Raw genomic sequence first — 26,033 nt, 5'->3', positions numbered from 1 at the left:
CCCCTACGTCACGTTGCTTCGCCCCCGCCACCTCGGCTAGCGTAAAGATCAAGCCTCGCCTTGAGCCGGGGCATTACCGAGGAAGTGCGATGCTGGGTTTGATGCAGGACTGGCCGCTGACGGTCGACCGGATTCTGGACCATTCGAAGAACTGGCACCCGCGCCGCGAGGTCGTGACCCGCTCGGTCGAGGGGCCGATCGTGCGCACCACCTATGCCGAGATCCACGGCCGGGCCAAGCGCGTCTCGAATGTGCTCAAGGGCTGGGACGTCAAGGTCGGCGACCGCGTCGCCACCCTGGCCTGGAACACCGGCCGCCACATCGAGGCCTGGTACGGCATCATGGGCATCGGGGCGGTCTGCCATACCCTGAACCCGCGACTGTTTCCCGAACAGCTGATCTACATCATCAACCACGCCGAAGACCGCATCATCTTCGTCGACCTGACCTTCGTGCCGCTGCTCGAGGCGATCCTGCCTCACTGTCCGACGGTCGAGCGGGTGGTGGTCATGACGGATGCCGTGACCATGCCGGCGACCAAGCTGCCCAAGGCCGACTGCTACGAGGCCCTACTGGAAGGCGCGTCCGAGGACTGCGTCTGGGGCGGGTTCGATGAACAGACCGCCTGTGGCCTTTGCTACACCTCGGGCACGACTGGAAACCCGAAGGGCGTCCTGTATTCGCACCGGTCGAACTTCATCCACACCCTGCTGGGCATGCAATCGACGGTCCTGGGGCCGTCGCCAAAGGAAGTGATCCTGCCGGTCGTGCCGATGTTCCACGCCAACGCCTGGGGTATCGCCTTCGCGGGCCCGGCGTCCGGGGCCAAGCTGGTGATGCCGGGCGCGCGCATGGACGGCGCCGCCATCTATGAGCTGATCGAGACCGAGGGCGTCACCTTCTCGGCCGCCGTGCCCACGGTGTGGCAGCTGCTGCTGGCCCACTTGCGCGAGCACAATCTGAAGATCCCGACCGTCAAGCGCGTGCTGATCGGCGGCTCGGCCGTGCCCGAGAGCCTGATCCGCGCCTTCAACGACGAGTTCGACGTCGAGGTGCTGCAGGGCTGGGGCATGACCGAAACCTCGCCCATCGGCACCCTGTCGACCCTGACGCCCGAGCTGCTGGCCCTGCCCTACGACGAGCAGATGAAGTGGCGCATCAAGCAGGGCGTGCCGCCGCTGGGCGTCGAGCTGAAGCTCAAGAATTACGCCGGCCAGGAGATGCCGCACGACGGCTCGACCTATGGCCGTCTGATGGTGCGCGGCCCGACCATCGCCGGGGCCTATTTCAAGGACGAGGGCGGCGATATCCTGGACCATGAGGGCTTCTTCGATACCGGCGACGTCTCGACCATCGACGAGCACGGCTTCATGCAGATCACCGACCGCGCCAAGGATGTGATCAAGTCCGGGGGCGAGTGGATCAGCTCGATCGAGATCGAGAACATCGCCGTCGGTCATCCCAAGGTCGAGCTGGCCGCCGTCATCGGCGCGGCCCACCCCAAGTGGGACGAGCGACCCGTGCTGGTCATCAAGCTGAAGCCCGGCGAGACCCAGGACAAGCAGGAGCACTTGGACTTCCTGGTCGGCAAGATCGCCAAATGGTGGATGCCCGACGACGTCGTCTTCGTCGACGACATCCCGCTGGGCGCGACCGGCAAGATCGACAAGAAGCTGCTGCGCGAGCGGCTCAAGGACTATCGCCTGCCCGCCGCCGCGAACACGCCCGAGCGGGTCTGACGCATGACCCGGCCTTCCCGCGCAATCCGCTGGGCGCGGGTGCTGCTGGTGCTGACGGCGCTCGCGCCGCTGGTGGTTTTCGTCGCCGTGGCGGGAACCAAGACCGGCGTCTGGGACTGGCGGGTCGGCTATTCGCTGCTGACCATGCGGCTGGGCTTCGCCCTGGCCGCCCTGGGGGCCGTGGCGGCGGTCGGCGGAATCATCGTGGCCCTGGGCGAGCGCAAGGCCTGGCCTCTGGCGCTGACCGGCCTCGTCTTCGGCGGGGCGACGGCGGCGATCTTCGCCCTGCACCTGTCGTCCCACGGCCTGGGTGTCATCAACGGGGCGCCGGTCGCCGGGATCGCCGAGGCCACCACGGACCGGACCGGACCGCCGGGCTTCTCAGGCGCGCTCGCCGATCGACGCGTCGCCGCCGGGGCCACGGCCATGCCGCCCGCGGTGGACGCGTGCGACGCCGCCTCCATCCCGACCCAGGTCGCCCCCGGTGCCGCCGCCTATGCCCTGCGTGAGGCCGGGTTCGACGTCCTGGGCTTCGGCGTCGGCCGGGCGGACGGGACCCGCAGCGGCTTCTGGTTCGGCTTCACCCATGACGCGGTGATCCGCATCCGCCCCGGTCGGACCGACGTCCGCGTCGCCGCGCGCGAGGCTCGCCCCGACGGAGGCGAGACTTGCCGTCTGCTCCAGGCCATCGTCGCCGGACTTCAGCCCGAGGCGTAAACCGCGTTCAGCATCGCCTCGCCCTCAACCGTCGCCCGACCCTCGCGCACCAGTTTGATCAGGTGGGCCCACACCGACAGGCCGGCCGCCGGCCACAGGCGTGGATCGACCGTGGCATAGAGGTTCGGCACCATCTCGGCGATCGTCCGGTCGCCCGCCGCCAGCCGCGCCAGCACCTGGGCTTCGCGCGCCAGCCTGTGATCGCGATAGGCGGCGAGGAAAGGCGCGGGGTCGTTCACCGGGGCCCCATGGGTCGGCCACAGGGTCTCGAACCGGCCGTCGATCACCGCGTCGAGGCTGGCCATGTAGTCCGCCATGTCCCCGTCAGGCGGCGCGACGACGGTCGTCGACCAGCCCATGACGTGGTCGCCGCAGAACAGGGCGTTCTCCTCCTCCAGGACGAAGGCCATGTGGTTGGACGCATGACCCGGTGTCGCCATGGCACGCATCGTCCAGCCGTCGCCGTCGATCCGCTCGCCGCCCATCAGGACGACGTCGGGCGCGAAGGCCTCGTCCTCCTCTTCGTCGAGGGCACCTGAGGCATGAGTGTCGGCTCGGGGCGGCCGCATCGCCAGGATCGGCGCGTCCGTCCGCTCGGCGAAGGAGCGGGCGAGGGGGGCGTGGTCGCGGTGGGTGTGGGTGACCAGCACATGGCTCACCGTCCGCCCCTCGACCGCCGCCAACAGGGCCTCCAGATGGTCCTGATCCATCGGCCCCGGATCGAGCACGGCGACGCTCGCCCCGGGCGCGTCCCGCCCGACGATATAGGTCCCCGTCCCGGTGAAGGTGAACGGCCCAGGGTTGTTGCAGATCACGCGCTGGATCAGCGGCGAGACCCTGTCGCACCGTCCGTAGGCGAAGTCGAAGTCACGCACGAAGGGAATCATCTCGGCTCCATCTCGCCCGGCGCGGTCCTTGCCTTAACGGATCGTAAACCGTTCAGGAGCGTCCGAAATGGCCCGCGCCATAGCCTATTCTGTCTCAAATCGGCTCCAGCCCGTCGCGGCGGCGATCCTGTGTCTCATGGCGGCGCAGCTGGTCCTGGCCTCGTGCGGGGATCCCGAGCCCGTGCCCTTCGCCGCCCGCGTGGCGGTCACCCGCTAGGTCTTCCTCTCCGCTCATCCCCGCGAAAGCGGGGACCCAGTTCTTTCTGCGCTGGCTGAGATGAGCGTCTCTCGCTGTTGATCCAGACTGCCTTGCCTCACTTAAGCGCTGGGTCCCCGCTTTCGCGGGGATGAGCGGAAAAAACTAAAGTGGCAGACGGCTGAGATCGTACCCCGCTCCGGCCGCCGCCTCGCGCAATCCCTCGGGCTCCGCCCCCGCCTGACGCATCGCCAGGGCCCAGACCATGGCCGAGCGCGTGCCCGACCGGCAGAACATCAGCACCGGCTCGCGGGCCGCCAGAACCTCGCCGACCGCCGCCACCGCCGCCTCGTCCGGAAAGCCCGACACCGGGGCGTGAACGAACGCGATGCCGACCGCCTGCGCCGCCGCCGCGACCTCGGCCGCCGTCGGCTGACCCGGGTCTTCGCCGTCGGGCCGGTTCGAGACGACGGTCCTGACGCCCAGCGCGGCCGCCTCGGCCATGTCGGACAGGGCGATCTGGGGCGCGACGCGGACGGTGTCGCTGAGGACGCGGAAATCGGTCAAGGTCGGCTCCTTCGGCAATCGCGACTGGCTAACACGTCGCCATGGAAAAACCATTGCGTCGCTTCACGCGTTGTGGCGGATCACCTCTTTCTGAAACAGCCTCACGGACGTCCCATGCGCCTTCGCCTCGCCGCCTCGCTACTTGCCCTCGCCCTGACCGCCCCTGCCGCCCTGGCCCAGGACGGCCCGATCGCCACGGCGACCGGGGCGACCGAGAGCGTCGAAGCGCGCAACGCCCGCGAAGCCATCGCGTATGAGACGCCCCTGCCGCGCGGTGCGCCGGACCAGGACTATCCGCTGGTCGCGTGGTGCGCCGCCCTGGTCGAGGGTCACATCGCGCTCGGCCGCACCCTGACGGCCCCCGACGCCCTGGACCAGGACATCATGCGTCTGGGTGCCCTGGAGGCCACCGACTTCCGCGAGGCCCTGCGTGCCGGTGCCGCACGCCAGACGCCCGCTACCCGCACGGCCGCCGAGACCGCCGAGGCCGAGGCCACCGCGCGCTGGACCGAGCTGATGGCGCTGCCCGACGAGGCCGCGCGCAGCCAGGCCTTCGGCCTGTTCTTCGGCCTGCCCGGGCGGTGCGAACACGCGGCGCGGCGCGTGCGCGAGAACATCACCACCGCGCCGGTGACCCTGGAAGCGGCGGGGCTGGATGAGATGGGCGTGCCCGTTCCGTGACCCTTCTCCCCTTGCGGGAGAAGGTGGCCCGGAGGGCCGGATGAGGGGTACGGAGATGCGGATGCGCTGACGTATCGGACGCGCGCCGGTGAAACCGAGTTTCACCCCTCATCCGTCAGCCTTCGGCTGCCACCTTCTCCCGCAAGGGGAGAAGGATAACTACGCCGCCTTCACCCGGGCCTCCGCGCCCGGCTCATAGTTCAGGATCGGGGCCAGCCAGCGCTCGGCCGTTTCCACGTCCCAGCCCTTCCTTCGCGCATAATCCTCGACCTGGTCGCGGTCGATCTTGCCGACGCCGAAATAGTGGCTCTGGGGATGCCCGAAGTAGAGGCCGCTGACGGACGCGGGCGGCGTCATGGCATAGCTCTCGGTCAGGGCCATCCCGGCGTTGGCTTCCGCCTGCAACAGGCGGAACAGCGTCGCCTTTTCCGTATGATCCGGCTGGGCCGGATAGCCGGGGGCGGGGCGGATGCCCTGGTACTTCTCCTCGATCAGATCCTGGATCGTCGCCGCCTCGTCGGGCGCATAGCCCCACAGCGTCGTCCGCACTTCCTTGTGCAGCCGCTCGGCGAAGGCCTCGGCCAGGCGGTCGGCCAGGGCCGAGGCCATGATGGCGGAATAGTCGTCGCCCGCGTCCTTGAAGCGTTTGGACGCCTCCAGCTCGCCATGGCCGGCCGTCACGGCAAAGGCGCCGATCCAGTCCTCGCCCGTGGGTGACACGAAGTCCGACAGGGCCGCGTTGGGCTTGCCGTTCGACTTGGCGATCTGCTGGCGCAGGGTGTGGAAGCGGGCGATCTCGGTGGTCCGGCCCTCGTCCTCGAACACCACGATGTCGTCGCCCTCAGCATTCGCGGGCCAGAAGCCGACGACGCCCTTGGCCGTGAACCATCGCTCGTCGACGATGCGCTTCAGCATCGCCTGGGCGTCCTTGAACAGGTCCTTGGCCGCCTCGCCGACGATCTCATCGTCCAGGATCAGGGGATAGCGGCCGATCAGCTCCCAGCTGGCGAAGAAGGGCGTCCAGTCGATATGATCGGCCAGGTCGGCCAGGTCCCAGGCTTCATAGGCGCGCACTCCTGTGAAGCTCGGCGCGGCGGGCTTGGGCGCGGTCCAGTCGATGGCGACGGGGTTCTTTCGCGCATCGGCGATCGATGTGCGCGCCTTGACCTCCTGGCCACGGGCATATTGTTCGCGAATGCGGATGTATTCGTCGCGCGTCGCCGCCTCGTTGCGGTCCCTGTCGGTCTTGGACAGGAGCCCCGACACCACGCCGACGGCCCGGCTGGCGTCCACGACATAGGTGGTTGAGCCCCGGTGATAGGCCGGCTCGATCTTCACCGCCGTATGGGTCCGGCTGGTCGTCGCCCCGCCGATCAGCAGGGGAATGTCGAACCCCCGCCGCTCCATCTCGCGCGCCACGAACACCATTTCGTCCAGGCTCGGCGTGATCAGGCCGGACAGGCCGACGATGTCGACGTTGTGCTCTTTTGCGGCGTCCAGGATGCGGTCGGCCGGCACCATGACGCCCAGGTCGATCACCTCGTAGTTGTTACATTGCAGGACGACGCCGACGATGTTCTTGCCGATGTCGTGGACGTCGCCCTTGACGGTCGCCATCAGGATGCGGCCCGCCTGCTCGCGTGGCTTTCCGGCCTTCTCGGCCTCCATGAAGGGCTCCAGCCAGGCCACCGCCTGCTTCATCACGCGCGCGGACTTCACCACCTGCGGCAGGAACATCTTGCCCGCGCCGAACAGGTCGCCGACCACGTTCATCCCGTCCATCAGCGGACCCTCGATGACGTGCAGGGGCCGCTCGACCGACAGGCGGGCTTCCTCGGTGTCGGCCTCGATGAACTCGGTGATGCCGTTGACCAGGGCGTGCTCGATCCGCTTGCCGACCGGGGCCTCTCGCCAGGTCAGGTCGACGACCCGGCCCGCGCCCTTGTCGCCCTTGTAGTTGGGGGCGATGTCGACCAGCCGCTCGGTGTTGGACACATTGGTCCGCTGCGGCCGGTTCAGAATCACGTCCTCGACGGCTTCCTTCAGCGTGGGCTCGATGTCGTCATAGACGGGCAGGTCGCCGGCGTTGACGATGCCCATGTCCATGCCCGCCTGGATGGCGTGGTACAGGAACACCGAGTGGATCGCCCGCCGCACCGGCTCATTGCCGCGGAAGCTGAACGACACGTTCGACACCCCGCCGGACACGCGGGCATAGGGCAGAGTGGCCTTGATCGCCCGCGTGGCCTCGATGAAGTCGACGGCATAGTTGTCGTGCTCCTCGATCCCCGTCGCCACGGCGAAGATGTTGGGGTCGAAGATGATGTCCTCGGGCGGAAAGCCGACCTCGTCCACCAGGATCCGGTAAGCCCGCGTGCAGATCTCGATCTTGCGCGCCGCCGTGTCGGCCTGACCCACCTCGTCGAAGGCCATGACCACGACGGCGGCCCCGTAGCGCAGGCATTTGACCGCCTGCTCGCGGAACTCCGCCTCGCCCGCCTTCATCGAGATGGAGTTGACGATCGGCTTGCCCTGGACGCACTTCAGCCCCGCCTCGATCACCTCCCACTTGGAACTGTCGATCATCACCGGCACGCGGGCGATGTCGGGCTCGGCCGCGATCAGGTTGAGGAAGGTCCGCATGGCCACGGCGCCGTCCAGCAGCCCCTCGTCCATGTTGACGTCGATGATCTGGGCGCCGGCCTCGACCTGCTGACGGGCGACGTCCAGCGCGGCACCGTAGTCGCCCTCGACGACCAGCTTCCTGAACTTGGCAGAACCGGTGACGTTGGTCCGCTCGCCGACGTTGATGAAGGTGGGTCTCACTCAAAAACTCCGCTCATCCCGGCGAAAGCCGGGATCCAGTCCTTTTGCGAGGCACGGTGTCCGGGATTGATGTCAGAGCGCACTCGGAGGGACCGGTCGCCCAGAGAACTGGGTCCCCGCTTTCGCGGGGATGAGCGGAAATCAAAGGACATCACGCCACCATCTCGAACGGTTCCAGCCCCGACAGCCTCAGCGCCACCGGGCGCTCCGGAATCGCTCGCGGTGCCACGCCCGCCACTTCCTCGGCCACATGGCGGATGTGGTCCGGTGTCGTGCCGCAGCAGCCGCCGACGATGTTGACCAGGCCACTGCGCGCCCATTCCTCTATGAAGTGGGCCGTCTCGTGCGGCTCCTCGTCATACTGGCCCATGGCGTTGGGCAGGCCGGCGTTGGGATAGGCGGCGACCAAGGTGTCGGCGACCCGGCTCAGTTCGGCGATGAAAGGCCGCATCAGATCGGCGCCCAGGGCGCAGTTGAAGCCGACGGCGAACGGTTTGGCGTGGCGCACGCTGTTCCAGAACGCCTCGGCGGTCTGGCCCGACAGGGTCCGCCCCGAACGGTCGGTGATGGTGCCCGAAATCCAGATCGGCAGGGGCTCCAGCCCCTCGTCCTCCAGGTCCTTGATCGCCTTGATCGCGGCCTTGGCGTTCAGCGTGTCGGTGATGGTCTCGATCAGATAAAGGTGCACGCCGCCTTCGTTCAGCGCCTTCACCTGATGGCGATAGGCCTCATAGACCTGGTCGAAGGTCACCAGCCGCGCGCCCGGATCGTTCACGTCCGACGACATCGACAGCATCTTGTTCAGCGGCCCGATCGACCCGGCGGCGAAGCGCGGCTTGCCGGGCTCCTTCTCGGTCCAGCGGTCGGCGGCGGCGCGGGCCAGTTTGGCCCCCTCCAGATTGATGTCCCGGACCGCGTCAGCGTCCAGGTGATAGTCGTCCTGGGCGATCGTCGTGGCCGAGAAGGTGTTGGTTTCGGAGATGTCCGCTCCGGCCGCGAAATACTGGTCGTGGAGATCGGCGATGACGTCCGGCCGGGTGATGCAGAGGATGTCGTTGTTCCCCTTCATCTGGCCATTGTGGCTTGTGAAGCGATCGCCCCGAAAATCCTCCTCCGACAGCTCGCGCCGCTGGATCATCACGCCCCACGACCCGTCGAGCACGAGGATGCGGTCCTTCGCGGCGGCGTGAAGCTGGGTGATGCGTTCTGCGCGGCTCATGCGGCGGCCGTTTGTTCGCGCACACCCAGCACCCGGCAGATGGCATAGACCAGGTCCGCCCGGTTCAGCGTGTAGAAATGGAAGTCCGAAAAGCCTTCTTCCTGCAGTCGCGCGCAGGTCTCAGCCGCGACCGAGGCGGCCAGCAGTTTCCGCGTCTCCGGATCGTCGTCCAGCCCCTCGAAATGGGCCGCCAGCCAGGCCGGCACCGACGCCCCGCACGACGCGCTCATCCGCTGCAGTCCTGCGAAGTTCGACACCGGCATGATCCCGGGGATCAAGGGGATGGTCACGCCGGCCGCCCGCACCCGGTCGCGGAACCGCAGGAAGGCGTCGATGTCGAAGAAGAACTGGCTCAGCGCCCGCGTCGCGCCCGCATCGACCTTGGCCTTCAGCACATCGATGTCGTGTTCGATCGAGGGGCTCTCCGGATGCTTCTCCGGATAGACCCCGACGCTGGTCTGGAAGCCCCCGACGCGCTGGATCGCCTGGGCCAGTTCGGTCGCGTTGGCGTATCCGTCCGCGCGCGGCTCATAGACCCCGCCGATGCCCGATCCACCGCTGACCGCCGACCCGGGCGGGTCGCCGCGCAGGGCCACGATGTGATCCACGCCGATTGCCTTGTATTCGCCGATGACCTGATCGACCTCGTCGCGGCTGGCCTCGACGCAGGTCAGGTGAGCGGCCGGCTTCATCGTCGTCTCGGTCAGGATGCGCTGGACCGTCCGGTGCGTCCGCTCGCGCGTCGATCCGCCCGCGCCGTAGGTCACCGAGACGAAGGCGGGGTTCAGGGGCTCCAGCCGGCGTACGGCCTTCCACAGATTGGCCTCGGCCTCGTCCGACTTGGGCGGAAAGAACTCGAACGACACACGGACCGGGTTCGCATTCCCGCCCGCTCGTGCGACGGGGCCCAGCGGCGACAGCAGCAGCGCGCGGGCCTGGGCCAGGGTGGGGGCGAGGGATGTGGCGGCCATCAGGCGACCTGCCTTTCAGAGTTGGGCCGGTTGGCGATGGTGGGCCGCTCGGCGGTCCAGATGGTGACGGTCAGGCCCGCCGTGTCAGGCGGCAGGGCGATGGTCGCCGACGCAGTCAGCCCCGCCTCGCCGAGCCAGCGCCCGATCTCTTCGTCGGCGAAGCCCAGGCGGCGATGCTGGTGCTCGTCCCTCAGTCGCTCCAGCTCATGGGGAGCGAAATCAACGATCAGCAGTTTTCCACCTGGCATGACCAGCCGCGCGGCCTCGGCCACGGCCGATGCCGGATCGGCCAGGTAATGCAGCACCTGATGCACCAGAACCAGGTCCGCCGACTGCGCCGGCAGGCGGGTGGCGAAGATGTCGCCGTGCCTCAGCTCGACCTTGTCCAGCCCGGCCTTGGTGACATTCGCCCGTGCGATGTTCAGCATGTTCTGGCTCAGATCGAGCCCGATCGACATCCGCGCCTTCTTGCCCAACAGGGTCAGCATCCGACCCGACCCGGTGCCCAGATCGACGACCCGCTCGAACGGCCCGGGTCCCGCCGCCCGCTCGATGGCGCTCTCGACCGCCGTCTCGGAGACATAGAGCGAGCGGATGCGGTCCCAGCTGGGGGCCACCTGTTCGAAATAGGCCGCCGCCGCCGTCGCCCGCTCGTCGCGCACCTCGTCCAGCCGCCGGTGGTCGGCCAGGCCCTCGCCGTCGTCCAGCAGATCCAGCACGGTGTCGATCAGCCGGCGCACGTCAGGCTCGTGGCTGATGCGGTAGAAAACGCGGGCCCCGTCCGGAAACCGCTCGATCAGTCCGGCGTCCGCCATCAGCTTCAGGTGACGCGAGACCCGCGGCTGGCTTTGGTCCAGCACGCGGCTGAGTTCCATCACCGACAGCTCCTCGCCGGCCAGCAGCGACAGCACGCGCAGCCGCGTCGGCTCTCCGGCGGCGCGCAGCGCATCCACGATCTGGTCGGCGGTCAGGGCCATGACATAATCATATAAGGATATCCTTATATGATGTGAAGACGGAAAACAGCGACGGCACGGCGCGCGAGCGGTGTTACAGTCAGGCTTGCGTCCCATGGAGTCGTCGATGCGTGTCGCCCTCAGCCTGCTCTCGATCGTCATCCTGTCTCTCGCCGCCTGTTCAAGGGACGAGGACGCCGCCGCCGAGACAGTGGATCCCGCGGCCATCGCCGAGCCCGCGGATGCGCCGGAAGAGACCTTGCTCCAGGAGGCGGCCCTGGCGGTTGAGGCCCTGCCGCCCCGGCCCTATCGGCCCCCCGCCGGACAGCGGCGTCAAACCGAGACGGGCCCCATGACGCTGGACCAGATGCTGGCCCGGGCCGAGCGCGGCTTCGATCGCGCCGACACCGATTCGGACGACGTCGTCACCACGGCCGAACTGGAGATCGTGGCCCAGACCCTGCCGGGGGCCCGGAACTGGACGCGGGCCGACCGCGACGCCGACGGTCGCCTGACCCGGGACGAGTTCCGCTCGGTCGTCGCCTGGCGGTTCCAGCGCATGGACGCAGACGGAGATGGCGTGGTCAGTGTCGCCGAGCGTCAGGCCACCCGGGGCGGCGACGCGGGCTAGGTCTTGTCCCTGTCGAACGCGCCCTTGGCGGCGCCCTGGGCCGACCAGGTGGTGAAACCGACGTGAGCGCGCGCAGGCGCCGCGGGCTCAGGCGCGTCGGGCAGGGGGCTCATCCGCCGCTTGTTGACGTGGGTGTCCGGGGCCTGGGCGATGCGGTCGGGGAACTCGCCCCGGAAATAGAACTTCTGCCATGCCTCCTTGACCGCCTCGGGGTCGCCCGCCGCCATGCGGGTGTTGAAGTCCGTGCGGACTTCGGACCACTTCCGATACTGCCGGGCCAGGTCGCCGTCGTCGTCGATCGACCGCCGCACGGGCTGGAACCGCTCGATCCGGTGATGCGGGATCGGTTGCAGGAAGCAGAACGGCTCGTCCTTCTCGAACCGGATCACCCCGGGCGCGGTGAAGCGCCAATTCATGGTGAAAGGGTAGGGCAGCCAGTCGGTCTCCGTCACGCCCTCCAGCGGCGCGATCCCGTGCTTGGCCCGGTTCGGTGGCCCAGACGCCCGCATGCCCCATCCCTCGGGCGTCCGGAACATCCAGCCGGTGTGGAAGGTCAGCACCCCCTCGGTGAAGTGCGACTGGGCGAAATGGTCGAAATGCAGGGCGTCCGCGTCGGGCCGGAGCTGGATGGCGTCGGCGCCCAGCCGCCCGTCCCATTCGGCTTCGAACCCGAACGGGCACAACAACTCCCATCCCGTGGTGTTGGCCATGGTCAGCGGCAGGCAGCGATAGGGATGTCGCCCCGCGAAATCGTCCATCCAGTCCCGCTCGGGCCGCCCCGACACCATGCGCGGCGGCGACGGCGTCATCGGAAAGCATTCCAGCGTCAGCGGCGCTTGGGTCTCGGCGGAATCGGTCACGGGCCAACTCAGGGAATGGGTGTCACGGGTGGATCGCCCGCCGCGACAGCCTGAAGGTTCTGGATCAGAAGCGCCAGCATGCCCTGGACCGCAGCCATTGTGGCCCCGGCCGTGTGCGGGGTCAGCACCACGTTCGGCACCTCGGCCCAGCGATCCGCCGGCGTCGGCTCGGTCTCGAACACGTCCAGCGCGGCCCCGCCCAGCCGTCCGGCCTTCAGCGCGGCGATCAGGGCGTCCTCGTCGATCAGCGACCCGCGCGCCACATTGACCAGCAGGCCGCCTGGCCCCAGCGCCTCGATCACCTCGGCCGACACCAGGCCCCGGTTCGTCTCGTCCGCGCGGCACGCCACGACCAGGATGTCAGAACCGGCAGCCATCTCGACCAGAGACCCCGCGCGGGGCCAGGCCGCGCCCGGCTTGTCCCTCGGCCCCCACCACTCGACGACACAGCCCATGGCCTCGACCCGCAGGGCCAACGCCTCGCCGATCGCCCCCAGCCCGACGATGCCCACGCGGCATCCGCGCATGGCGGGGGTGATCAGCCGCTGCTCGATGACCCACTGGCCCGCGCGGACCATCCGGTCGCCGTCCACGATCCGGCGCCGCGCCGCCAGGATCAGACCCAGGGCATGATCGGCCACGTCCTCGTGGTTCACCGCTGGCGCATGGGTGACGATCAGCCCGCGCGCCCGGCACCAGTCCAGGTCCAGCCCGTCGTAGCCCGAGGTGAAGCAGGCGACGTGGCGCAAGTTCGGCAGGTGCTCCAGCACGCCCATGTCCAGGACGTCCTCACCGGCCACGACCACGGCGGTGATGTCATCGGTGGCATCTCCCGGCGGCCCCTCCCACAGACGAAACACCCGGTAGGCGGACTCCAGGAACGGTGCGACGGGCCCGAGCGCGCGCGAGGCGATCAGAAGGGCTGGGCGGGTCATGCCCTGATTTCGACCAGACGTTCGCCGGCCTGAAGGCGAGCCGTCACCATCGGCCAGGTGCGTCGAACAATGGCGAAGAGCTGATCGTTCGACAGGTTGCCAACATCCAGATGAACGAACCCCGTGGACGTCTCTCTCCGAACCAGGCTCAGAAAATCTCGGTCCTTGCTGATGACCACGGCGGGAAGGGAGGCCGCCAAAGTCCAGATGTGCCCGTCGCTCGCCATGTCGAGCTTCAACAGCTTGACGTGGTCCGCGTCGTGGCCGAGCTCATGCAGGACGCCGATCAGACGGGTCGGCAAGTTCTGATCGATCAGGAACCTCAAGCCGCGACGACCACCGGATGGTCGATCTCTCGTGCGGCATAGGTCAAGGCGGCGCGGATGTCCGCCTCCTCCAGCTCATCGTAATCGCTCAGGATTTCCGCTTCAGTCATGCCCGCCGCCAGCCAGCCCAGCACGTCGTGCACCGCGATCCGCATGCCCCGAATGCAGGGCCGGCCGCTGCGCTTGTCGTTTTCGATGGTGATGCGGGCCAGGAGTTCGTCGCTCATGGCCCGCACCCTACATCACCGCCCGAACTTCTGGAACTTGATCCGGTGCGGGATCAGGGCGTCCGTGCCCAGGCGCCGCTTCTTGTCCTCTTCATAGGCTTCGAAGTTGCCCTCGAACCATTCGACGTGGCTGTCGCCCTCGAAGGCCAGGATGTGGGTCGCCAGGCGGTCCAGGAACCAGCGGTCGTGGGAGATGACCACGGCGCAGCCCGCGAACTCCTCCAGCGCCTCCTCCAGGTTCTGCAGGGTCTCGATGTCCAGGTCGTTGGTCGGTTCGTCCAGCAGGATCAGGTTGCCGCCCGTCGCCAGGGTCTTGGCCAGGTGGACGCGGTTGCGCTCACCGCCCGACAGCTGTCCGACCTTCTTCTGCTGGTCGCCGCCCTTGAAGTTGAAGCTGCCGACATAGGCCCGCGTGTTGATCTCGCGCTTGCCCACCATCATCACGTCGGTGCCGCCGCTGATCTCTTCCCAGATGGTCTTGTTGGGATCGAGCGCATCGCGCGACTGGTCGACATAGGCCAGCTTCACCGTCTCGCCGACCTTGATGGTGCCGCCGTCCGGCGTCTCCTGGCCGGTGATCAGCTTGAACATGGTCGACTTGCCCGCGCCGTTCGGTCCGATCACGCCGACGATGCCGTTGGGCGGCAGCTTGAAGGTCAGGTTGTCGAACAGCAGCTTGTCGCCATACGACTTCTGCAGCCCCTCGACCTCCAGCACCACATTGCCCAGGCGCGGCCCGGGCGGGATCTGGATGTGGGCGTGGGTCTGGGCGCCGCGCATGCTTTCCTGCTCGGCGACCATCTTCTCATAGGCGGCCAGACGGGCCTTGGACTTGGCCTGGCGGGCCTTGGCACCGGACCGCACCCATTCCAGTTCGCGGGTCAGGGCGCGCTGACGGGCCTCGGATTCCGAGTTCTCCTGCACGACCCGCTTCTGTTTCTGCTCCAGCCACCCGGAGTAGTTGCCCTCGTAGGGGATGCCCTTGCCGCGATCCAGCTCCAGCGTCCACTTGGTCACGAGGTCCAGGAAGTAGCGGTCGTGGGTCACCAGGATGACGCAGCCCGGAAACGCCTCCAGGTGATGCTGCAGCCAGGCCACGCTCTCGGCGTCCAGGTGGTTGGTCGGTTCGTCCAGCAGCAGCATGTCGGGCTTGGACAGCAGCAGCCGCGCCAGCGCCACGCGACGCTTCTCGCCGCCGGACAGGTTGGTCGTCATCCAGTCGTCGGGCGGACAGCGCAGGGCGTCCATCGCCATCTCGATGCGGCTGTCGATGTCCCAGACGTCGCCCGCGTCGATCTTCTCCTGAAGGGCGGTCATCTCCTCCATCAGTTCGTCGGTGTAGTTTTCGCCGAGTTCGCCGGCCACCTCGTTGAAGCGGTTGACCCACTGCTTTTCCTCGCACCAGGCCTCGACGTTCTCGCGGACGTTCAGGGTTTCATCCAGGTGCGGTTCCTGCTCCAGGTATCCGCGCTTGATGCCGTCGGCGGCCTTGGCCTCGCCGGAGAACTCGGGGTCGATGCCGGCCATGATCTTGAGCAGTGTCGACTTGCCGGAGCCGTTGACGCCGACCACGCCGATCTTGGCGTCGTTGTAGAAGCTCAGCCAGATGTTCTCGAAGATCTTCTTGCCGCCTGGGAAGGTCTTGGTCAGACCCTGCATCTGGAAGATGTATTGCTGCGCCATGGAGTGCGTCGCGCCCTTGTCGTTCTGGTTTGTCGGAGGTTGGGGCGGGATGTAGCGATTGGGGGCGGGAAGGGCAAACGCTCTGCCGTTTCTCCCTGCCGCTCATCCCCGCGAAAGCGGGGACCCAGTGCTTTCATGAGGCCCAGCGGCCTGGACCAGAGTCTTCGTGTTATGGACAAAGCCATCGCCCAAAGAACTGGGTCCCCGCTTTCGCGGGGATGAGCGGCAATTCAGGTCACCAACGAAACAGCACCCGCCCGATCACCGCGCCCGCCGCCGCCGCCAGTCCGATCCCCAGCGAATACCAGACCATGACGAAGCTGGCCGTCTGCTCGGGGCAGTGCAGGCCATAGAGGGTCGTCGCCAGGCCCGCCGTCAGCAGGCCCGCGGCCGCCCCCGCCGCGCCCGGCCGCATCGGCGCGAACCCCCGGGCCGCGCCGAACACGAACGGCGCCGCGATCAGGCTGAGGATCAGGATCAGGGGCGCGCATTCGCGGGCGCTCTCGCCCATGACGGCGGGCATGCGCTCGGCCTCGGCCATGGTCAGGAACTCCCAGGCGGTGAAGCCGGCAGCGGCGACGAGAATCAGCGCCAAGGCCACCAAGGGCGCCCGGATGGCGGACCCGGGCCGCCCCAGCCGATCCAGCAGCCAGAAGCCGATCACCCCCAGGGTCCCGGTATAGGCCGCCTTGATCCAGAAGGTCGGCCCCATCATCGCCGACCCCAGATCCTCGCGGAAGCCGAGCCACAGCCCGACGCCGAGCAGCACCAGGAGGCCCCCGGCGACCAGCGCCAGCAGCAGACGCCGCTCCACCTGGCGCGCCCCGGACGCGGGCAGGTCGGCGGCCAAGGCCTCGATCAGGTCATCCGTCTTCATCTTCGGCTCCCTCGGACGCGGGCGCGAAGCGGGCGTTCAATGATTTCATACTGCGGTGGATGGACACCTTTGCGGCCGTCAGGGTGTAGCCGTGGTTGGCGGCGGCCTCGGCGACCGTCAGGCCCTTCAACCGCACGTCCTCGATCAGCCGACGCTGGCGAGCCGGCAGCAGGGCCAGGATGCGGGTCAGGTCGGCCCGCGTCGCCCCGTCCTCGACGGTGTGGTCGGCGAACAGTTCGGCGGCTTCGTCCAGCGGATGGGTCGGCCGCCGGCCCTGGCGGCGCAGATGATCGATCAGCTTGTGCCGCGCGATGGCGAAGGCCCAGGCGGTGAAGGGCTGGGCGCGGTCCCAGGTGGCCCGCTTGGCGTGGATGGCGATCAGGGTTTCCTGCACCAGGTCCTCCGCGTCCTCCCCGCCATTGAACAGTCGCCGGCGGAAGAAGGGACGCAGGTGCGCCCCCAGATCGGACAGCAGCAGGCGCCAGGCGGCGGCATCGCCATCCAGACCACGGAGCATCAAGGCTTTCAGTTGGGCTTCGCGGTCGGTCACTTGGGCCCGGTTACGGTGGGGGACGGGGAAGGTTACACGACCGACCTAAAGCGTATAGCCGCCGTCCACGACCAGGCTCGCGCCGGTCATCGTCCGGGCCCCGGGCGACAGCAGGAAGGCGATCTGCCCCGCGATCTCCTCGGCCTTGGCATAGTGGCCCAACGGCGTCGCGAACCCGGCCATCCGGTCGAAGGCGGCCTGCTCCGAGCCTGTCTCGGCGACCAGATCGTCGAAGAAGGCCATACCCCGCCAGATCGGCGTCTCGACGCCGCCGGGCAGGATGGCGTTGACTCTCACCCCCCGTGCCGCGCCTTCCCGAGCCGCGACCTTCGCCAGTTGAAGCACCGCCGCCTTGGAGGCTCCATACGCCCCGACGCCGGGCTCGGCCTTGACGGCGGATGCCGAGGATACGACCACGGCTGCGCCCCCGTCCCGCAGCAGTCGCATTCCGGTCCGCAGCGTCAGGAAGGTCCCGTCCAGATTGACCGACAGCACCCGCCGCCATGCCTCGAACGACAGATCGGCGATGGTCCCGCTCTCGGAAATCCCGGCGTTGACCACGACACCGTCCAGCCCTCCGAACCGCTCGCGCAGAGCGCTTTCGGTGTCGGCCCAGGCGGCATCGTCGGAAACGTCCTGCGCGAAGGCGACGGCCTCTGCGGTGGTCAGTGTTCGCGCCAGAGCATCGAGCGCCGCCGCATTCCGATCCACCAGAGCAAGGGCCCACCCTTCTCTGGACAGCAGCCGGCTCACCGCACGACCGATGCCTGAGGCCGCTCCCGTTACGAGGGCGACGCGACGTGCGGATGTCTCAGGCATAGTTGAAGCTCACCGAAATCCGCTCGGCCTTCGCCGCGTTCACCGGCACCTCGTGCCGCAGCCAGCTTTCCCACATCAGGACCGTGCCGGAGCGGGGTGCCAGATAGACGAAAGGCCGCTCCGCCTCGGGCGCGTCCACGCTCACCGACGGTCGCGCCATCATCATCGCCAGGCGTGGATCTTCCAGCTTCAGGGCCGAGGCCCCGTCCGGCACCTCGACATACACCGTGCCCGACAGGAAGGCGTGGGGGTGGATGTGGCCGCTGTGCGAGCCGCCGGGCTTGAGTATATTGACCCACATGGTGTCCAGCCGGGGCTTCCTCGCCAGATCGAAGTTCAGCGCCCTGGCATAGGCCGTGGCGTGACGGTCCAGATGCCGCTTCAGCTCCGCGAACTCCGGCAGCCGCTGCGGCAGGTCGTTCAGCGAGCCATAGGAGGTATAGCCGCGATAGCCGTGCTCGCGGCACCAGGCCCGCCCAGCCCCGTCCTCGACCGCCAGCATTCGGCAGGCCTCGGCCAGGCCGTCGTTGAAGCCGGAGAACCCGGGGGCATCGGCCAGGCTGGCCTCATAGACCTGGGTGACGAACAGGGGGCGCAGGGACATGGGTGTCTCCATACGCTCTCCCTCCCCCTCGGGGGAGGGCAGATCGCGAAGCGATCGGGTGGGGAGGGCAGGGCGATTCAGACCCGGACCTGTGCGACCTCACCTTGCCGCCCCCACCCGGTCTCCGCTCCGTTTCGACCACCTCCCGAAAGGAGAGAGAGAAAGCCAATGTTATCAGAACTTAATGTTGTTACTCTTCACAAGATTTATTAGCTTTTGCACTCGTTGGACTCGGTGTCTCACGAGTCCAGTCCCGCCTCACCCGTCAGGATCGCCTCGGCCTCGGCGGTATGCTTGGCCCCCGACCGGTCGTGCAGGATCAGGGCGGGCAGCAGCCTCAGCGGCGCCCGACCGCCCCGGACCGCCTGGACCAGCACCCGCTTGGCCGGTTCGTCGGCGAAGGGCTGGACCGGCCGGATGGCGAAGGACCCGCAGCGTCCTCCGAACAGCGCCAGCAGGTCGGCCAGCCGGTCCGCCCGGTGGATCACGACGACCCGCCCCCCGTCCTTGACCCCGTCCGTCAGGAACCCGACCCAGGCCGCCAGCCCGTCGTCGGCGATCCACGCCCCGCGCCTGGCCGGGGAGGGGGCCCGAAGCGCCCCTGCGTCATCGAAATAGGGCGGGTTGGACACCCCCCAGTCGGCGCGCGGCAGGCCCAGCGCCTTGAAGCCGCGCCCCACGTCCCCCTCGATCACCGTCATCCGCTCGGCCCAGCCGTTCAGGACGGCGTTGCGGCGCGCCAGTTCGGCGGCGACGGCGTCCCGCTCGATCCCGGTCAGGGCCACCCCCGCCCGCCGTGCTGCGATCTGGGTCAGGACCGCGCCGGCCCCGCAGCCCGCTTCCAGCACCGTCTCGCCGGGCTTTGCGGCGACCGTGGCCGCCAGCAGGGCCGCGTCCATCCCCGCGCGATAGCCCCGCGCGGGTTGCAGCAGACGGACCCTTCCGCCCAGCAGGGCGTTCTCGGTCGGTTCGGTCTTCGGCTCGGCCCCTTCCGGGGGTGGGGATGCGACGGTCACGCGGCTTGACCCTTCATGGCGGGGTCACCATTGTCCGGCGTGTCGCCGCGCCGCAAGGGACGGACGATCGGGCGACGCGAACTCCCCTCGCGCCGCGAGGTTTGAAAGAGCATTCATTGGACGCCGCCGTTCTCACCGCAGCCCGCCCGAGAGGCGACGTCGAGACCCTGGCCCGGCTGGCCAAGGGCGATATGGCGGCGGTCGACGCCCTGATCCTGGACCGGATGCAGTCCCAGGTGCCGGTCATTCCCCTGCTGGCCGAACACATCGTCTCGGCGGGCGGCAAGCGACTGCGTCCCCTCCTGACCATCGCCGCGGCCCGCGCCGTCGGCGCGACCGAGGTCGAGAACGCGCTCAAGCTCGCCGCGTCTGTGGAGTTCATCCACACCGCCACCCTCTTGCACGACGACGTCGTCGACGGGTCCGAGCGCCGCCGGGGCAAGGTCGCGGCCCATCTGATCTGGGGTTCGGCCACCAGCGTGCTGGTCGGCGATTTCCTGTTCGCCCGCGCCTTTGAGCTGATGGTCGAGACCGGCGCGATCCGCGCCCTCGGCATCCTGGCCCAGGCGTCGGGGGTGATCGCGCAGGGCGAGGTGCTGCAACTGACCCGCGCTCACGACCTGAACCTGGATCAGGAAACCTATCTGCGGATCATCTCGGCCAAGACCGCCGAACTGTTCGCCGCCGCCGCCGAGGCCGGCGCCGTGGGCGTCGGCGCCGACGAGCGGACCACCGCGGCCCTGCGCTCCTATGGCCTCAACCTGGGCCTGGCTTTCCAGCTTGCCGACGACGCCCTCGACTACGGCGGTTCCTCCGAGGCCCTCGGCAAGAACGCCGGCGACGACTTCCGCGAAGGCAAGGTCACCCTGCCGCTGCTGCTGGCCGTCGCCCGCACGCGCGGCCGCGAGGACGCCTTCTGGGACCGCACCATCAACGGCAACCAGCGGACCGAGGACGACTTCCGCCGCGCCCGCGAACTGATCATCGGCACCGGCGCGGTCTCCGCCACCCTCGACGCCGCCGGCGACTACGCCGACGCGGCCAAGGCGGCGCTCAAGGTTCTGCCGCGCGGCGACTGGCGCTCGGCCCTGGAAAGCCTCGCCGACTTCGCCGTCAGCCGGGCGAGCTAGCGCAAGGACGCAGCGAACCGCTGGATGCGCGCGCAGGCGTCCTCCAGAACGGCTTCCGACGTCGCATAGCTGATGCGGAAATAGGGGCTCAGCCCGAACGCGGCTCCATGGACCACCGACACGCCTTCGGCTTCCAGCAGGGCGGTCGCGAAGGCCTCGTCGCCGTCGATGACGGTCCCGTCCGGCGCGGTCTTGCCGATCAGGCCGTGGATGGACGGATAGACGTAGAACGCCCCCTCCGGCGTCGGACAGCGGATGCCCGTCGCCTGGTTCAGCATCGACACCACCAGGTCACGCCGCCGCTCGAAGGCTGCGCCCCGCTCGGGCAGGAAGTCCTGCGGTCCGTTCAGAGCCTCGACCGCCGCCCACTGGCTGATCGACGCGGGGTTGGAGGTGGTCTGGCTGGCGACCTTGCGCATCAGGTCGATCAGGGGCTTCGGGCCCCCTGCATAGCCGATGCGCCAGCCCGTCATCGCATAGGCCTTGGACACGCCGTTCACGGTCAGGGTGCGGTCGTACAGATCCGGCGCGACCTGGGCGATCGTCGTATACTGGAAGTCGCCGTAGATCAGGTGCTCGTACATGTCGTCGGTCAGCACCCAGACATGGGGATGCCGCCGCAGCACCTCGGCCAGGGCCTCCAGCTCGGCCCGCGTATAGGCCGCGCCGGTCGGGTTGGACGGACTGTTCAGGATCAGCCACTTGGTCCGGGGCGTGATCGCGGCCTCCAGCACCTCTGGCCGCAGCTTGAACCCATCGGCTTCCTCGCCCGTCACGAACACCGGATCGCCGCCGGCCAGCAGCACCATGTCCGGATAGCTGACCCAGTAGGGGGCCGGCACGATGACCTCGTCACCCGCGTTCAGCGTCGCCACCAGGGCGTTGTAGATCACCGGCTTGCCGCCCGGCGCGACGTGGATCTGCGCCGCCGTATAGCTCAGTCCATTCTCGCGCGCGAACTTGGCCACAATGGCCGCCTTCAGTTCCGGCAGGCCGTCCACGTCCGTGTACTTGGTCTCGCCGCGCTGGATCGCCGCGATGGCGGCGGCCTTGATGGTCTCCGGCGTGTCGAAGTCCGGCTCTCCGGCGCCCAGGCTTATGATGTTCCGTCCCTCAGCCTTCAGCGCGCGGGCCTTGGCGGTTGCGGCGAGGGTCGCGGACGGCGCCACGCGGGCGAGGGCGGAGGACTGCAGGTCGGACATCGTCGATTCCCCGGGAAGGTCACCGTCTTTACGCAGATGCGAAAGTCGGATCAAACGCCTCGCCATGAGGCGCATCCTCGATTTCATCCTGAACATGGAAGGCCGCCGCTGGCGCACGGCCCTGGCGGCCGTTCTGCTGATCGGGGCCACGCTCGGCCTGCTCGCGCTCGGCAAGACCCAGTTCGCCCTCAACGCCGAAGAAAATCTGGAGGGCTGGCTCCAGGGCTATCGCGGAAGCCCGTGGGCCTTCGCCGCCACGGTGGCTCTGTTCGTGGCGGCCGCCTTCATTGGCGCGCCCCAGTTCATCCTGATCGCGGCCTGCGTGGTCGCCTTCGGCCCGTCGCTGGGTTTCTTCTACAGCTGGGCGGCGACGGTGGTGTCGGCGGGCGTGACCTACTGGCTGGGCCGTGGCCCAACCGCGCGTCTCATCGACCGGCTGGACAGCCGCACTCTGGCGCGGCTCAAGCGGTTCGTCGGCAAGAACGCCTTCTACGCCAGCTTCATGATCCGGAATGTTCCGTCCGCGCCCTTCATCGTCGTCAACATGGCGTTCGGCGCGACTCGGGCGTCCTATCCGGCCTTCCTGCTGGGCTGCGCGCTGGGCGTCCTGCCCAAGACCGCCCTGGTCGCCTTCTTCGGCGGAGCGGTCGTGTCCGCCGTCAGCGGAGACGGCGTCTGGACCTCCCTGATCCTGGTCGCGGTCGCCGTCGTCTGGCTGGCCGCCATGCTGGGCGTGCGCGAACTCGTCCGGAGGCGGGAGATCGACGCGGGCACGAGCAAGGTCTCCGAGTAGGTACTTCAACGTAGGGTGACGTTAGCACCTCGTTACCGGGCGCGAAGTAAAGCTGTCATAGTCAGGAGACTGTGATGGCCACGCGCAAACTTCGCTCGGAACACGATCGTATTCTGCGACAGGCGAGCACCCTTGCCGGACTCGCCAGAACCCGCATGACGCGTGATGTGGCCACAGTTGCCAGGGCTGCGATCAGCGGCCTGGATCGCCTTCTGGTTGAGCACCTGGAGGCGGAGGACGGGTGGATGTACCCGCTGCTGATTTCCTCTGCCGACGAGGGTGTCCGACGGATCGCATCGGAGTGCTTTGCGGATATGGGCGGCATCCTCGGGGCGTGGGTCGCCTACCGCGATCAGTGGTCGATCGAAGCCATACTTGTCTCTCCGGCCGTTTTCGCCCGGGCGACGGACGGCATCATCGGGGCCCTCGCGCTCCGGGTCGAGCGCGAGAACACCGAGCTCTATCCTCTGGTGGACCAGATGGTGCCGATCGCCCTCGACGCAGGGCGCGCTGCCTGACCGCGAGGCGAAGCGGAGCCGTAACTACCTCGTGATCGCGGCCTGCGACACGGGTGGGATCAGGGCTTGTAATCGCCTGTAGCAGCGGGCAAACGGGCGCTCAGTCCGTCAGGCGAGGACGATCAGGAGGCCGAGCGCGTATGGGGATGCGCCTCGGTCTGGGCATCGCCGAAACGGGCTGGATCAGCATCGCCTCAGACGGCCCCAACCCGAACGGTAACCGACCCCCATGAGCTTCTCCCTCTTCGGCGCGATCTCCAACGACATCGCGATGGACCTGGGCACCGCCAACACCCTGATCTACATGAAGGGCAAGGGCATCGTCCTGAACGAACCGTCCGTCGTGGCGCTGCGGAACGTCGGTGGACGGAAGATCGTCCATGCCGTGGGCATCGAGGCCAAGCAGATGTTGGGCCGCACGCCGGGCCACATGGAGGCCATCCGTCCGATGCGCGACGGGGTTATCGCCGACTTCGAAGTCGCTGAAGAAATGATCAAGCACTTCATCCGCAAGGTTCACAATCGCAAGGGCTTCGTGAACCCCAAGATCATCGTCTGCGTGCCCTCGGGCGCCACGGCGGTCGAGCGTCGCGCCATCAACGACTCCTGCCTGAACGCCTCGGCCCGCCGTGTGGGCCTGATCGACGAGCCGATGGCCGCCGCGATCGGTGCGGGCCTGCCCATCCATGAACCGACCGGCTCCATGGTCGTCGATATCGGCGGCGGCACCACCGAGGTGGCCGTGCTGTCGCTGTCGGGCATCGTCTATTCGCGCTCCGTCCGGGTCGGCGGCGACAAGATGGACGACTCGATCATCAGCTACATGCGTCGAAACCATAACCTGCTGATCGGCGAGACCACCGCCGAGCGCATCAAGAAGGACATCGGTACCGCCCGCATCCCCGCCGACGGCGAAGGCCTGTCGATCGAGGTCAAGGGCCGCGACCTGATGCAGGGCGTGCCGCGCGAGGTCCGTATTTCGGAACGCCAGGCCGCCGAGGCCCTGGCCGAGCCCGTCAGCCAGATCATCGACGCCGTGAAGGTGGCGCTGGAAGCCACCCCGCCGGAGCTGGCCGCCGACATCGCCGACAAGGGCATCATGCTGACGGGCGGCGGCGCCCTGCTGCGCGGCCTGGACGCCGAGATTCGCGATCACACCGGCCTGCCGGTCTCGGTGGCGGACGATCCGCTGTCTTGCGTGGCCATCGGCTGCGGCCGTGTGCTGGAGCATCCGCGCTGGATGAAGGGCGTCCTCGACTCGGCGCTCTAAATCCTCACCCGTAGGGGGAGGGGGACCGCGAAGCGGTGGAGGGGGACAGCCGCGAATGCGTTCGCTAGGACTTGCCCCCTCCGTCTCATCGCTGGTCGCGATGATCCACCTCCCCCAAGGGGGGAGGATTACTGCAAATCCCCGTGATTGCAGCGAATTCGCCGGTTCCAATCTGGCCTGCTTTTTGCGATAGGCTGCGCATAGCGGCGGGGGGCGTCCCGCCGATTCTGACCTCTTTTGGAAGGCAAGGCCGTGGCGTTCCGCGACGGACCGTTCGATCAGTTGAAGGTGCCGCTGGCCTGGACGGCCGCGGTCGCGGTCGTGGTCGCCCTGATCGCTTCGATCCTGATGATCCTGGCCGACCGCCGCATCGACGGCGAGGGGCACTCCTATGGTCCTGTGCGGGCCGGCTTCGATGCTGTCGTCGCGCCCGCCAGCGGCGTGCTGGCCGCACCTGTCCGCTGGACCGGCGGGGCGACGGACTACATCAAGGGATATTTCTTCGCCGTGTCCGAGAACCGGCGTTTGCGAGCGCAGGTCGCCGAGCTGGAGCCTTGGCGCGACCAGGCGATCGCGCTGAAGAACGTCAACGCCCGATACGAGTCTCTGCTGGGGCTTCGCACCGAGCCGCCGGTCGCGATGGCCACGGCGCGTTCGGTGTCGGAATCGCGAGGGCCCTTCGTTCACGCCCGCCTGCTGGACGCGGGCACCGGCAAGGGTATCCGGATCGGTAATCCTGTCATCAACGAGCACGGTCTGGTTGGCCGCGTGGTCGGCGTCACCGGCGGGGTCAGCCGGATGCTGCTGGTCACCGACGTCGCCAGCCGCATTCCCGTGCTGGTCGACCGGACCGACGCGCGGGCCCTGCTGACCGGCGACGGCTCGGGCAATCCCCGGCTGGAGTTCGTTCGGGGTGCCGGAGCCGTTCAGGCCGGCGACCGCGTCCTGACCTCCGGCGATGGCGGGGGCCTGCCGCGCGGCGTGCCGATCGGCGTCGTGGCCCGAGGGATCGACGGCAGCTGGCGGGTCAAGCTGTTCAGTGACCGGGGTGCCATCGACTATGTCCGCGTCATGCTGTTCGAGGACTTCGGGCAGCTGGCGGAGCCGGCCGCGTTGGACGCGCCGCCTCTGGCGGGGCTCTCGACGGCCCCGGCCCCGGACGCGACCCAGGCCGCGTCCATTCGCGACGCCGCCGCCCGGCGCGCCGGCGCGACCGCCACGCCTGCGCCCGGGGCGACGCAATGAGACGGCCCGTGGCGGTCAGGGTCGTCGGCTCGTTCGAGCTGGTGTTCCGGCCGGCGCTGATCGCCATCGCCCTGACCATCGTGCTGGCCACGCCGGTCGAACTGTTCGGCCTGACCTTGCCCGAGCCGGTCCTGCCGCTGGTGCTGGCCTTTGCCTGGCCGCTGATCCGGCCGTCGATGCTGGCCCCCGGGGTGCTGTTCGCCCTGGGCCTGTTCCTGGATATCTTCTGGGGCGGAACCTTGGGGACCTGGCCGCTGGCGCTGATCGCGGTCTATGCGGTGGTCCTGGGATCCCGCAATCTGCTGGCGGGGCAGGAGACCCAGGTGCTGTTCGTCTGGTACGCCATCTGCTGCGCCATCGCCTTTTTCCTCGTCTATCTGGTGGTCAGCCTGGACGCGGGCCAGGCCCCCAGCCTGATCGCGCTCCTGCTGCAGATCGTGCCGACCCTTCTGTTCTTTCCTGCGGCCGACTGGATGGTCCAGCGGTTCGATGACGGCGATGTGCGGTTCCGATGATCCTACTCCGCCAAGGCTTCCTGCTCCGCCAAGGCTTCGCAGGACACATCTCCTGCAGGACCCCGTCCTGCGG

Annotated in this window: 28 protein-coding genes; 11 read left to right on the top strand and 17 right to left on the bottom strand. The window is 68.3% G+C overall.

The genetic code is table 11. The features are described from left to right. The first annotated feature begins 89 nt into the window (after nucleotides 1-89). Both ABN401_RS11515 and ABN401_RS11510 read left to right on the top strand, forming a co-directional pair. Entirely contained in the window at nucleotides 90-1,739 is a 1,650-nt protein-coding gene (locus ABN401_RS11515) for a long-chain-fatty-acid--CoA ligase (protein WP_349684992.1), read from the top strand. A gap of 3 nt (nucleotides 1,740-1,742) precedes the next feature. After that, the gene (locus tag ABN401_RS11510) at nucleotides 1,743-2,456 is read left to right on the top strand and encodes a DUF1499 domain-containing protein (protein WP_349684991.1); all 714 of its coding nucleotides are present in this window, start codon (nucleotides 1,743-1,745) and stop codon (nucleotides 2,454-2,456) included. On the opposite strand, the gene ABN401_RS11505 is transcribed toward ABN401_RS11510, so the two are convergent. Then, nucleotides 2,441-3,343 (bottom strand): MBL fold metallo-hydrolase, encoded by a 903-nt coding sequence (locus ABN401_RS11505; RefSeq protein ID WP_349684990.1) that lies wholly within the window; start codon nucleotides 3,341-3,343, stop codon nucleotides 2,441-2,443. The two genes, ABN401_RS11510 and ABN401_RS11505, sit on opposite strands and share 16 nt — an antisense overlap. Nucleotides 3,344-3,410: 67 nt before the next feature. Between ABN401_RS11505 and ABN401_RS11500 the strand changes: the two genes are divergently transcribed. Beyond that, on the top strand, nucleotides 3,411-3,560 hold the full coding sequence (locus ABN401_RS11500; protein WP_349684989.1) for a hypothetical protein: 150 nt from the start codon (nucleotides 3,411-3,413) through the stop codon (nucleotides 3,558-3,560). A 144-nt stretch (nucleotides 3,561-3,704) separates the two neighbouring features. Here ABN401_RS11500 and ABN401_RS11495 read toward each other — a convergent pair whose 3' ends face one another. Continuing rightward, a complete protein-coding gene (locus ABN401_RS11495; protein ID WP_349684988.1) occupies nucleotides 3,705-4,106 on the bottom strand; it encodes a protein tyrosine phosphatase family protein in 402 nt (133 codons plus the stop codon). A 114-nt stretch (nucleotides 4,107-4,220) separates the two neighbouring features. Here ABN401_RS11495 and ABN401_RS11490 point away from each other — a divergent pair, with 114 nt between their 5' ends. Then, complete coding sequence (locus ABN401_RS11490; RefSeq protein WP_349684987.1) at nucleotides 4,221-4,787, top strand: hypothetical protein; 567 nt, start codon at nucleotides 4,221-4,223, stop codon at nucleotides 4,785-4,787. Nucleotides 4,788-4,946: 159 nt separating this feature from the next. On the opposite strand, the gene metH is transcribed toward ABN401_RS11490, so the two are convergent. From metH to ABN401_RS11470, 4 genes are all read right to left on the bottom strand, one after another. Further along, nucleotides 4,947-7,613, bottom strand: a complete 2,667-nt coding sequence (gene metH, locus ABN401_RS11485; protein ID WP_349684986.1) for a methionine synthase — start codon at nucleotides 7,611-7,613, stop codon at nucleotides 4,947-4,949. A 151-nt stretch (nucleotides 7,614-7,764) separates the two neighbouring features. Beyond that, a complete protein-coding gene (locus ABN401_RS11480) occupies nucleotides 7,765-8,832 on the bottom strand; it encodes a homocysteine S-methyltransferase family protein (RefSeq protein ID WP_349684985.1) in 1,068 nt (355 codons plus the stop codon). Then, nucleotides 8,829-9,803, bottom strand: a complete 975-nt coding sequence (gene metF / locus ABN401_RS11475; RefSeq protein WP_349684984.1) for a methylenetetrahydrofolate reductase [NAD(P)H] — start codon at nucleotides 9,801-9,803, stop codon at nucleotides 8,829-8,831. Before metF ends, ABN401_RS11480 begins: the two co-directional genes overlap by 4 nt. Further along, complete coding sequence (locus tag ABN401_RS11470) at nucleotides 9,803-10,780, bottom strand: ArsR/SmtB family transcription factor (protein WP_349684983.1); 978 nt, start codon at nucleotides 10,778-10,780, stop codon at nucleotides 9,803-9,805. Before ABN401_RS11470 ends, metF begins: the two co-directional genes overlap by 1 nt. Nucleotides 10,781-10,886: 106 nt before the next feature. Between ABN401_RS11470 and ABN401_RS11465 the strand changes: the two genes are divergently transcribed. Continuing rightward, nucleotides 10,887-11,390 carry an EF-hand domain-containing protein gene (locus tag ABN401_RS11465; RefSeq protein WP_349684982.1) on the top strand — a complete coding sequence of 168 codons (504 nt, stop codon included), beginning with the start codon at nucleotides 10,887-10,889 and terminating at the stop codon, nucleotides 11,388-11,390. On the opposite strand, the gene ABN401_RS11460 is transcribed toward ABN401_RS11465, so the two are convergent. The 10 genes from ABN401_RS11460 to ABN401_RS11415 form a co-directional block, all read right to left on the bottom strand. Further along, the gene (locus ABN401_RS11460; protein ID WP_349685084.1) at nucleotides 11,387-12,220 is read right to left on the bottom strand and encodes a DUF6065 family protein; all 834 of its coding nucleotides are present in this window, start codon (nucleotides 12,218-12,220) and stop codon (nucleotides 11,387-11,389) included. The genes ABN401_RS11465 and ABN401_RS11460 overlap by 4 nt on opposite strands. A gap of 38 nt (nucleotides 12,221-12,258) precedes the next feature. Beyond that, the gene (locus ABN401_RS11455) at nucleotides 12,259-13,185 is read right to left on the bottom strand and encodes a 2-hydroxyacid dehydrogenase (protein WP_349684981.1); all 927 of its coding nucleotides are present in this window, start codon (nucleotides 13,183-13,185) and stop codon (nucleotides 12,259-12,261) included. Further along, complete coding sequence (locus ABN401_RS11450; RefSeq protein WP_349684980.1) at nucleotides 13,182-13,511, bottom strand: DUF5615 family PIN-like protein; 330 nt, start codon at nucleotides 13,509-13,511, stop codon at nucleotides 13,182-13,184. Before ABN401_RS11450 ends, ABN401_RS11455 begins: the two co-directional genes overlap by 4 nt. Beyond that, nucleotides 13,508-13,738 (bottom strand): DUF433 domain-containing protein, encoded by a 231-nt coding sequence (locus ABN401_RS11445; protein WP_349684979.1) that lies wholly within the window; start codon nucleotides 13,736-13,738, stop codon nucleotides 13,508-13,510. Before ABN401_RS11445 ends, ABN401_RS11450 begins: the two co-directional genes overlap by 4 nt. Before the next feature lie 15 nt (nucleotides 13,739-13,753). Continuing rightward, nucleotides 13,754-15,421, bottom strand: coding sequence for an energy-dependent translational throttle protein EttA (ettA, locus tag ABN401_RS11440; protein ID WP_349684978.1), 1,668 nt, complete (start codon nucleotides 15,419-15,421; stop codon nucleotides 13,754-13,756). 235 nt (nucleotides 15,422-15,656) lie between these two features. Further along, on the bottom strand, nucleotides 15,657-16,298 hold the full coding sequence (locus tag ABN401_RS11435) for an NrsF family protein (protein WP_349684977.1): 642 nt from the start codon (nucleotides 16,296-16,298) through the stop codon (nucleotides 15,657-15,659). Beyond that, a complete protein-coding gene (locus ABN401_RS11430; protein WP_349684976.1) occupies nucleotides 16,285-16,848 on the bottom strand; it encodes a sigma-70 family RNA polymerase sigma factor in 564 nt (187 codons plus the stop codon). Before ABN401_RS11430 ends, ABN401_RS11435 begins: the two co-directional genes overlap by 14 nt. 45 nt (nucleotides 16,849-16,893) lie before the next feature. After that, nucleotides 16,894-17,601: an SDR family oxidoreductase gene (locus ABN401_RS11425; RefSeq protein ID WP_432763556.1), complete on the bottom strand. Its 708-nt coding sequence runs from the start codon at nucleotides 17,599-17,601 to the stop codon at nucleotides 16,894-16,896. A gap of 58 nt (nucleotides 17,602-17,659) precedes the next feature. Further along, the gene (locus ABN401_RS11420; RefSeq protein WP_349684974.1) at nucleotides 17,660-18,271 is read right to left on the bottom strand and encodes a TIGR02466 family protein; all 612 of its coding nucleotides are present in this window, start codon (nucleotides 18,269-18,271) and stop codon (nucleotides 17,660-17,662) included. A 239-nt stretch (nucleotides 18,272-18,510) separates the two neighbouring features. Further along, nucleotides 18,511-19,287, bottom strand: coding sequence for a tRNA1(Val) (adenine(37)-N6)-methyltransferase (locus ABN401_RS11415; protein WP_349684973.1), 777 nt, complete (start codon nucleotides 19,285-19,287; stop codon nucleotides 18,511-18,513). A gap of 116 nt (nucleotides 19,288-19,403) precedes the next feature. On the opposite strand from ABN401_RS11415, the gene ABN401_RS11410 reads away from it, so the two are divergent. After that, nucleotides 19,404-20,417 carry a polyprenyl synthetase family protein gene (locus ABN401_RS11410; RefSeq protein ID WP_349684972.1) on the top strand — a complete coding sequence of 338 codons (1,014 nt, stop codon included), beginning with the start codon at nucleotides 19,404-19,406 and terminating at the stop codon, nucleotides 20,415-20,417. On the opposite strand, the gene ABN401_RS11405 is transcribed toward ABN401_RS11410, so the two are convergent. Then, the gene (locus ABN401_RS11405) at nucleotides 20,414-21,619 is read right to left on the bottom strand and encodes a pyridoxal phosphate-dependent aminotransferase (RefSeq protein WP_349684971.1); all 1,206 of its coding nucleotides are present in this window, start codon (nucleotides 21,617-21,619) and stop codon (nucleotides 20,414-20,416) included. The genes ABN401_RS11410 and ABN401_RS11405 overlap by 4 nt on opposite strands. Before the next feature lie 64 nt (nucleotides 21,620-21,683). Between ABN401_RS11405 and ABN401_RS11400 the strand changes: the two genes are divergently transcribed. The 5 genes from ABN401_RS11400 (at nucleotide 21,684) to ABN401_RS11380 (ending at nucleotide 25,960) form a co-directional block, all read left to right on the top strand. Then, entirely contained in the window at nucleotides 21,684-22,412 is a 729-nt protein-coding gene (locus tag ABN401_RS11400) for a TVP38/TMEM64 family protein (RefSeq protein ID WP_349684970.1), read from the top strand. Nucleotides 22,413-22,486: 74 nt separating this feature from the next. Continuing rightward, a complete protein-coding gene (locus tag ABN401_RS11395) occupies nucleotides 22,487-22,930 on the top strand; it encodes a hemerythrin domain-containing protein (protein WP_349684969.1) in 444 nt (147 codons plus the stop codon). Between the two features lie 229 nt (nucleotides 22,931-23,159). Next, a complete protein-coding gene (locus tag ABN401_RS11390; RefSeq protein WP_013269710.1) occupies nucleotides 23,160-24,200 on the top strand; it encodes a rod shape-determining protein in 1,041 nt (346 codons plus the stop codon). Nucleotides 24,201-24,452: 252 nt separating this feature from the next. After that, nucleotides 24,453-25,445: a rod shape-determining protein MreC gene (mreC, locus tag ABN401_RS11385; RefSeq protein ID WP_349684968.1), complete on the top strand. Its 993-nt coding sequence runs from the start codon at nucleotides 24,453-24,455 to the stop codon at nucleotides 25,443-25,445. An 8-nt stretch (nucleotides 25,446-25,453) separates the two neighbouring features. After that, entirely contained in the window at nucleotides 25,454-25,960 is a 507-nt protein-coding gene (locus tag ABN401_RS11380; protein ID WP_349684967.1) for a hypothetical protein, read from the top strand. Nucleotides 25,961-26,033 lie beyond the last annotated feature (73 nt).

The sequence above is a fragment of the Brevundimonas aurifodinae genome, from assembly GCF_040195595.1.
Taxonomy (GTDB): Bacteria; Pseudomonadota; Alphaproteobacteria; order Caulobacterales; family Caulobacteraceae; genus Brevundimonas; species Brevundimonas aurifodinae.
This window is presented reverse-complemented; position numbering and strand designations above follow the sequence as displayed.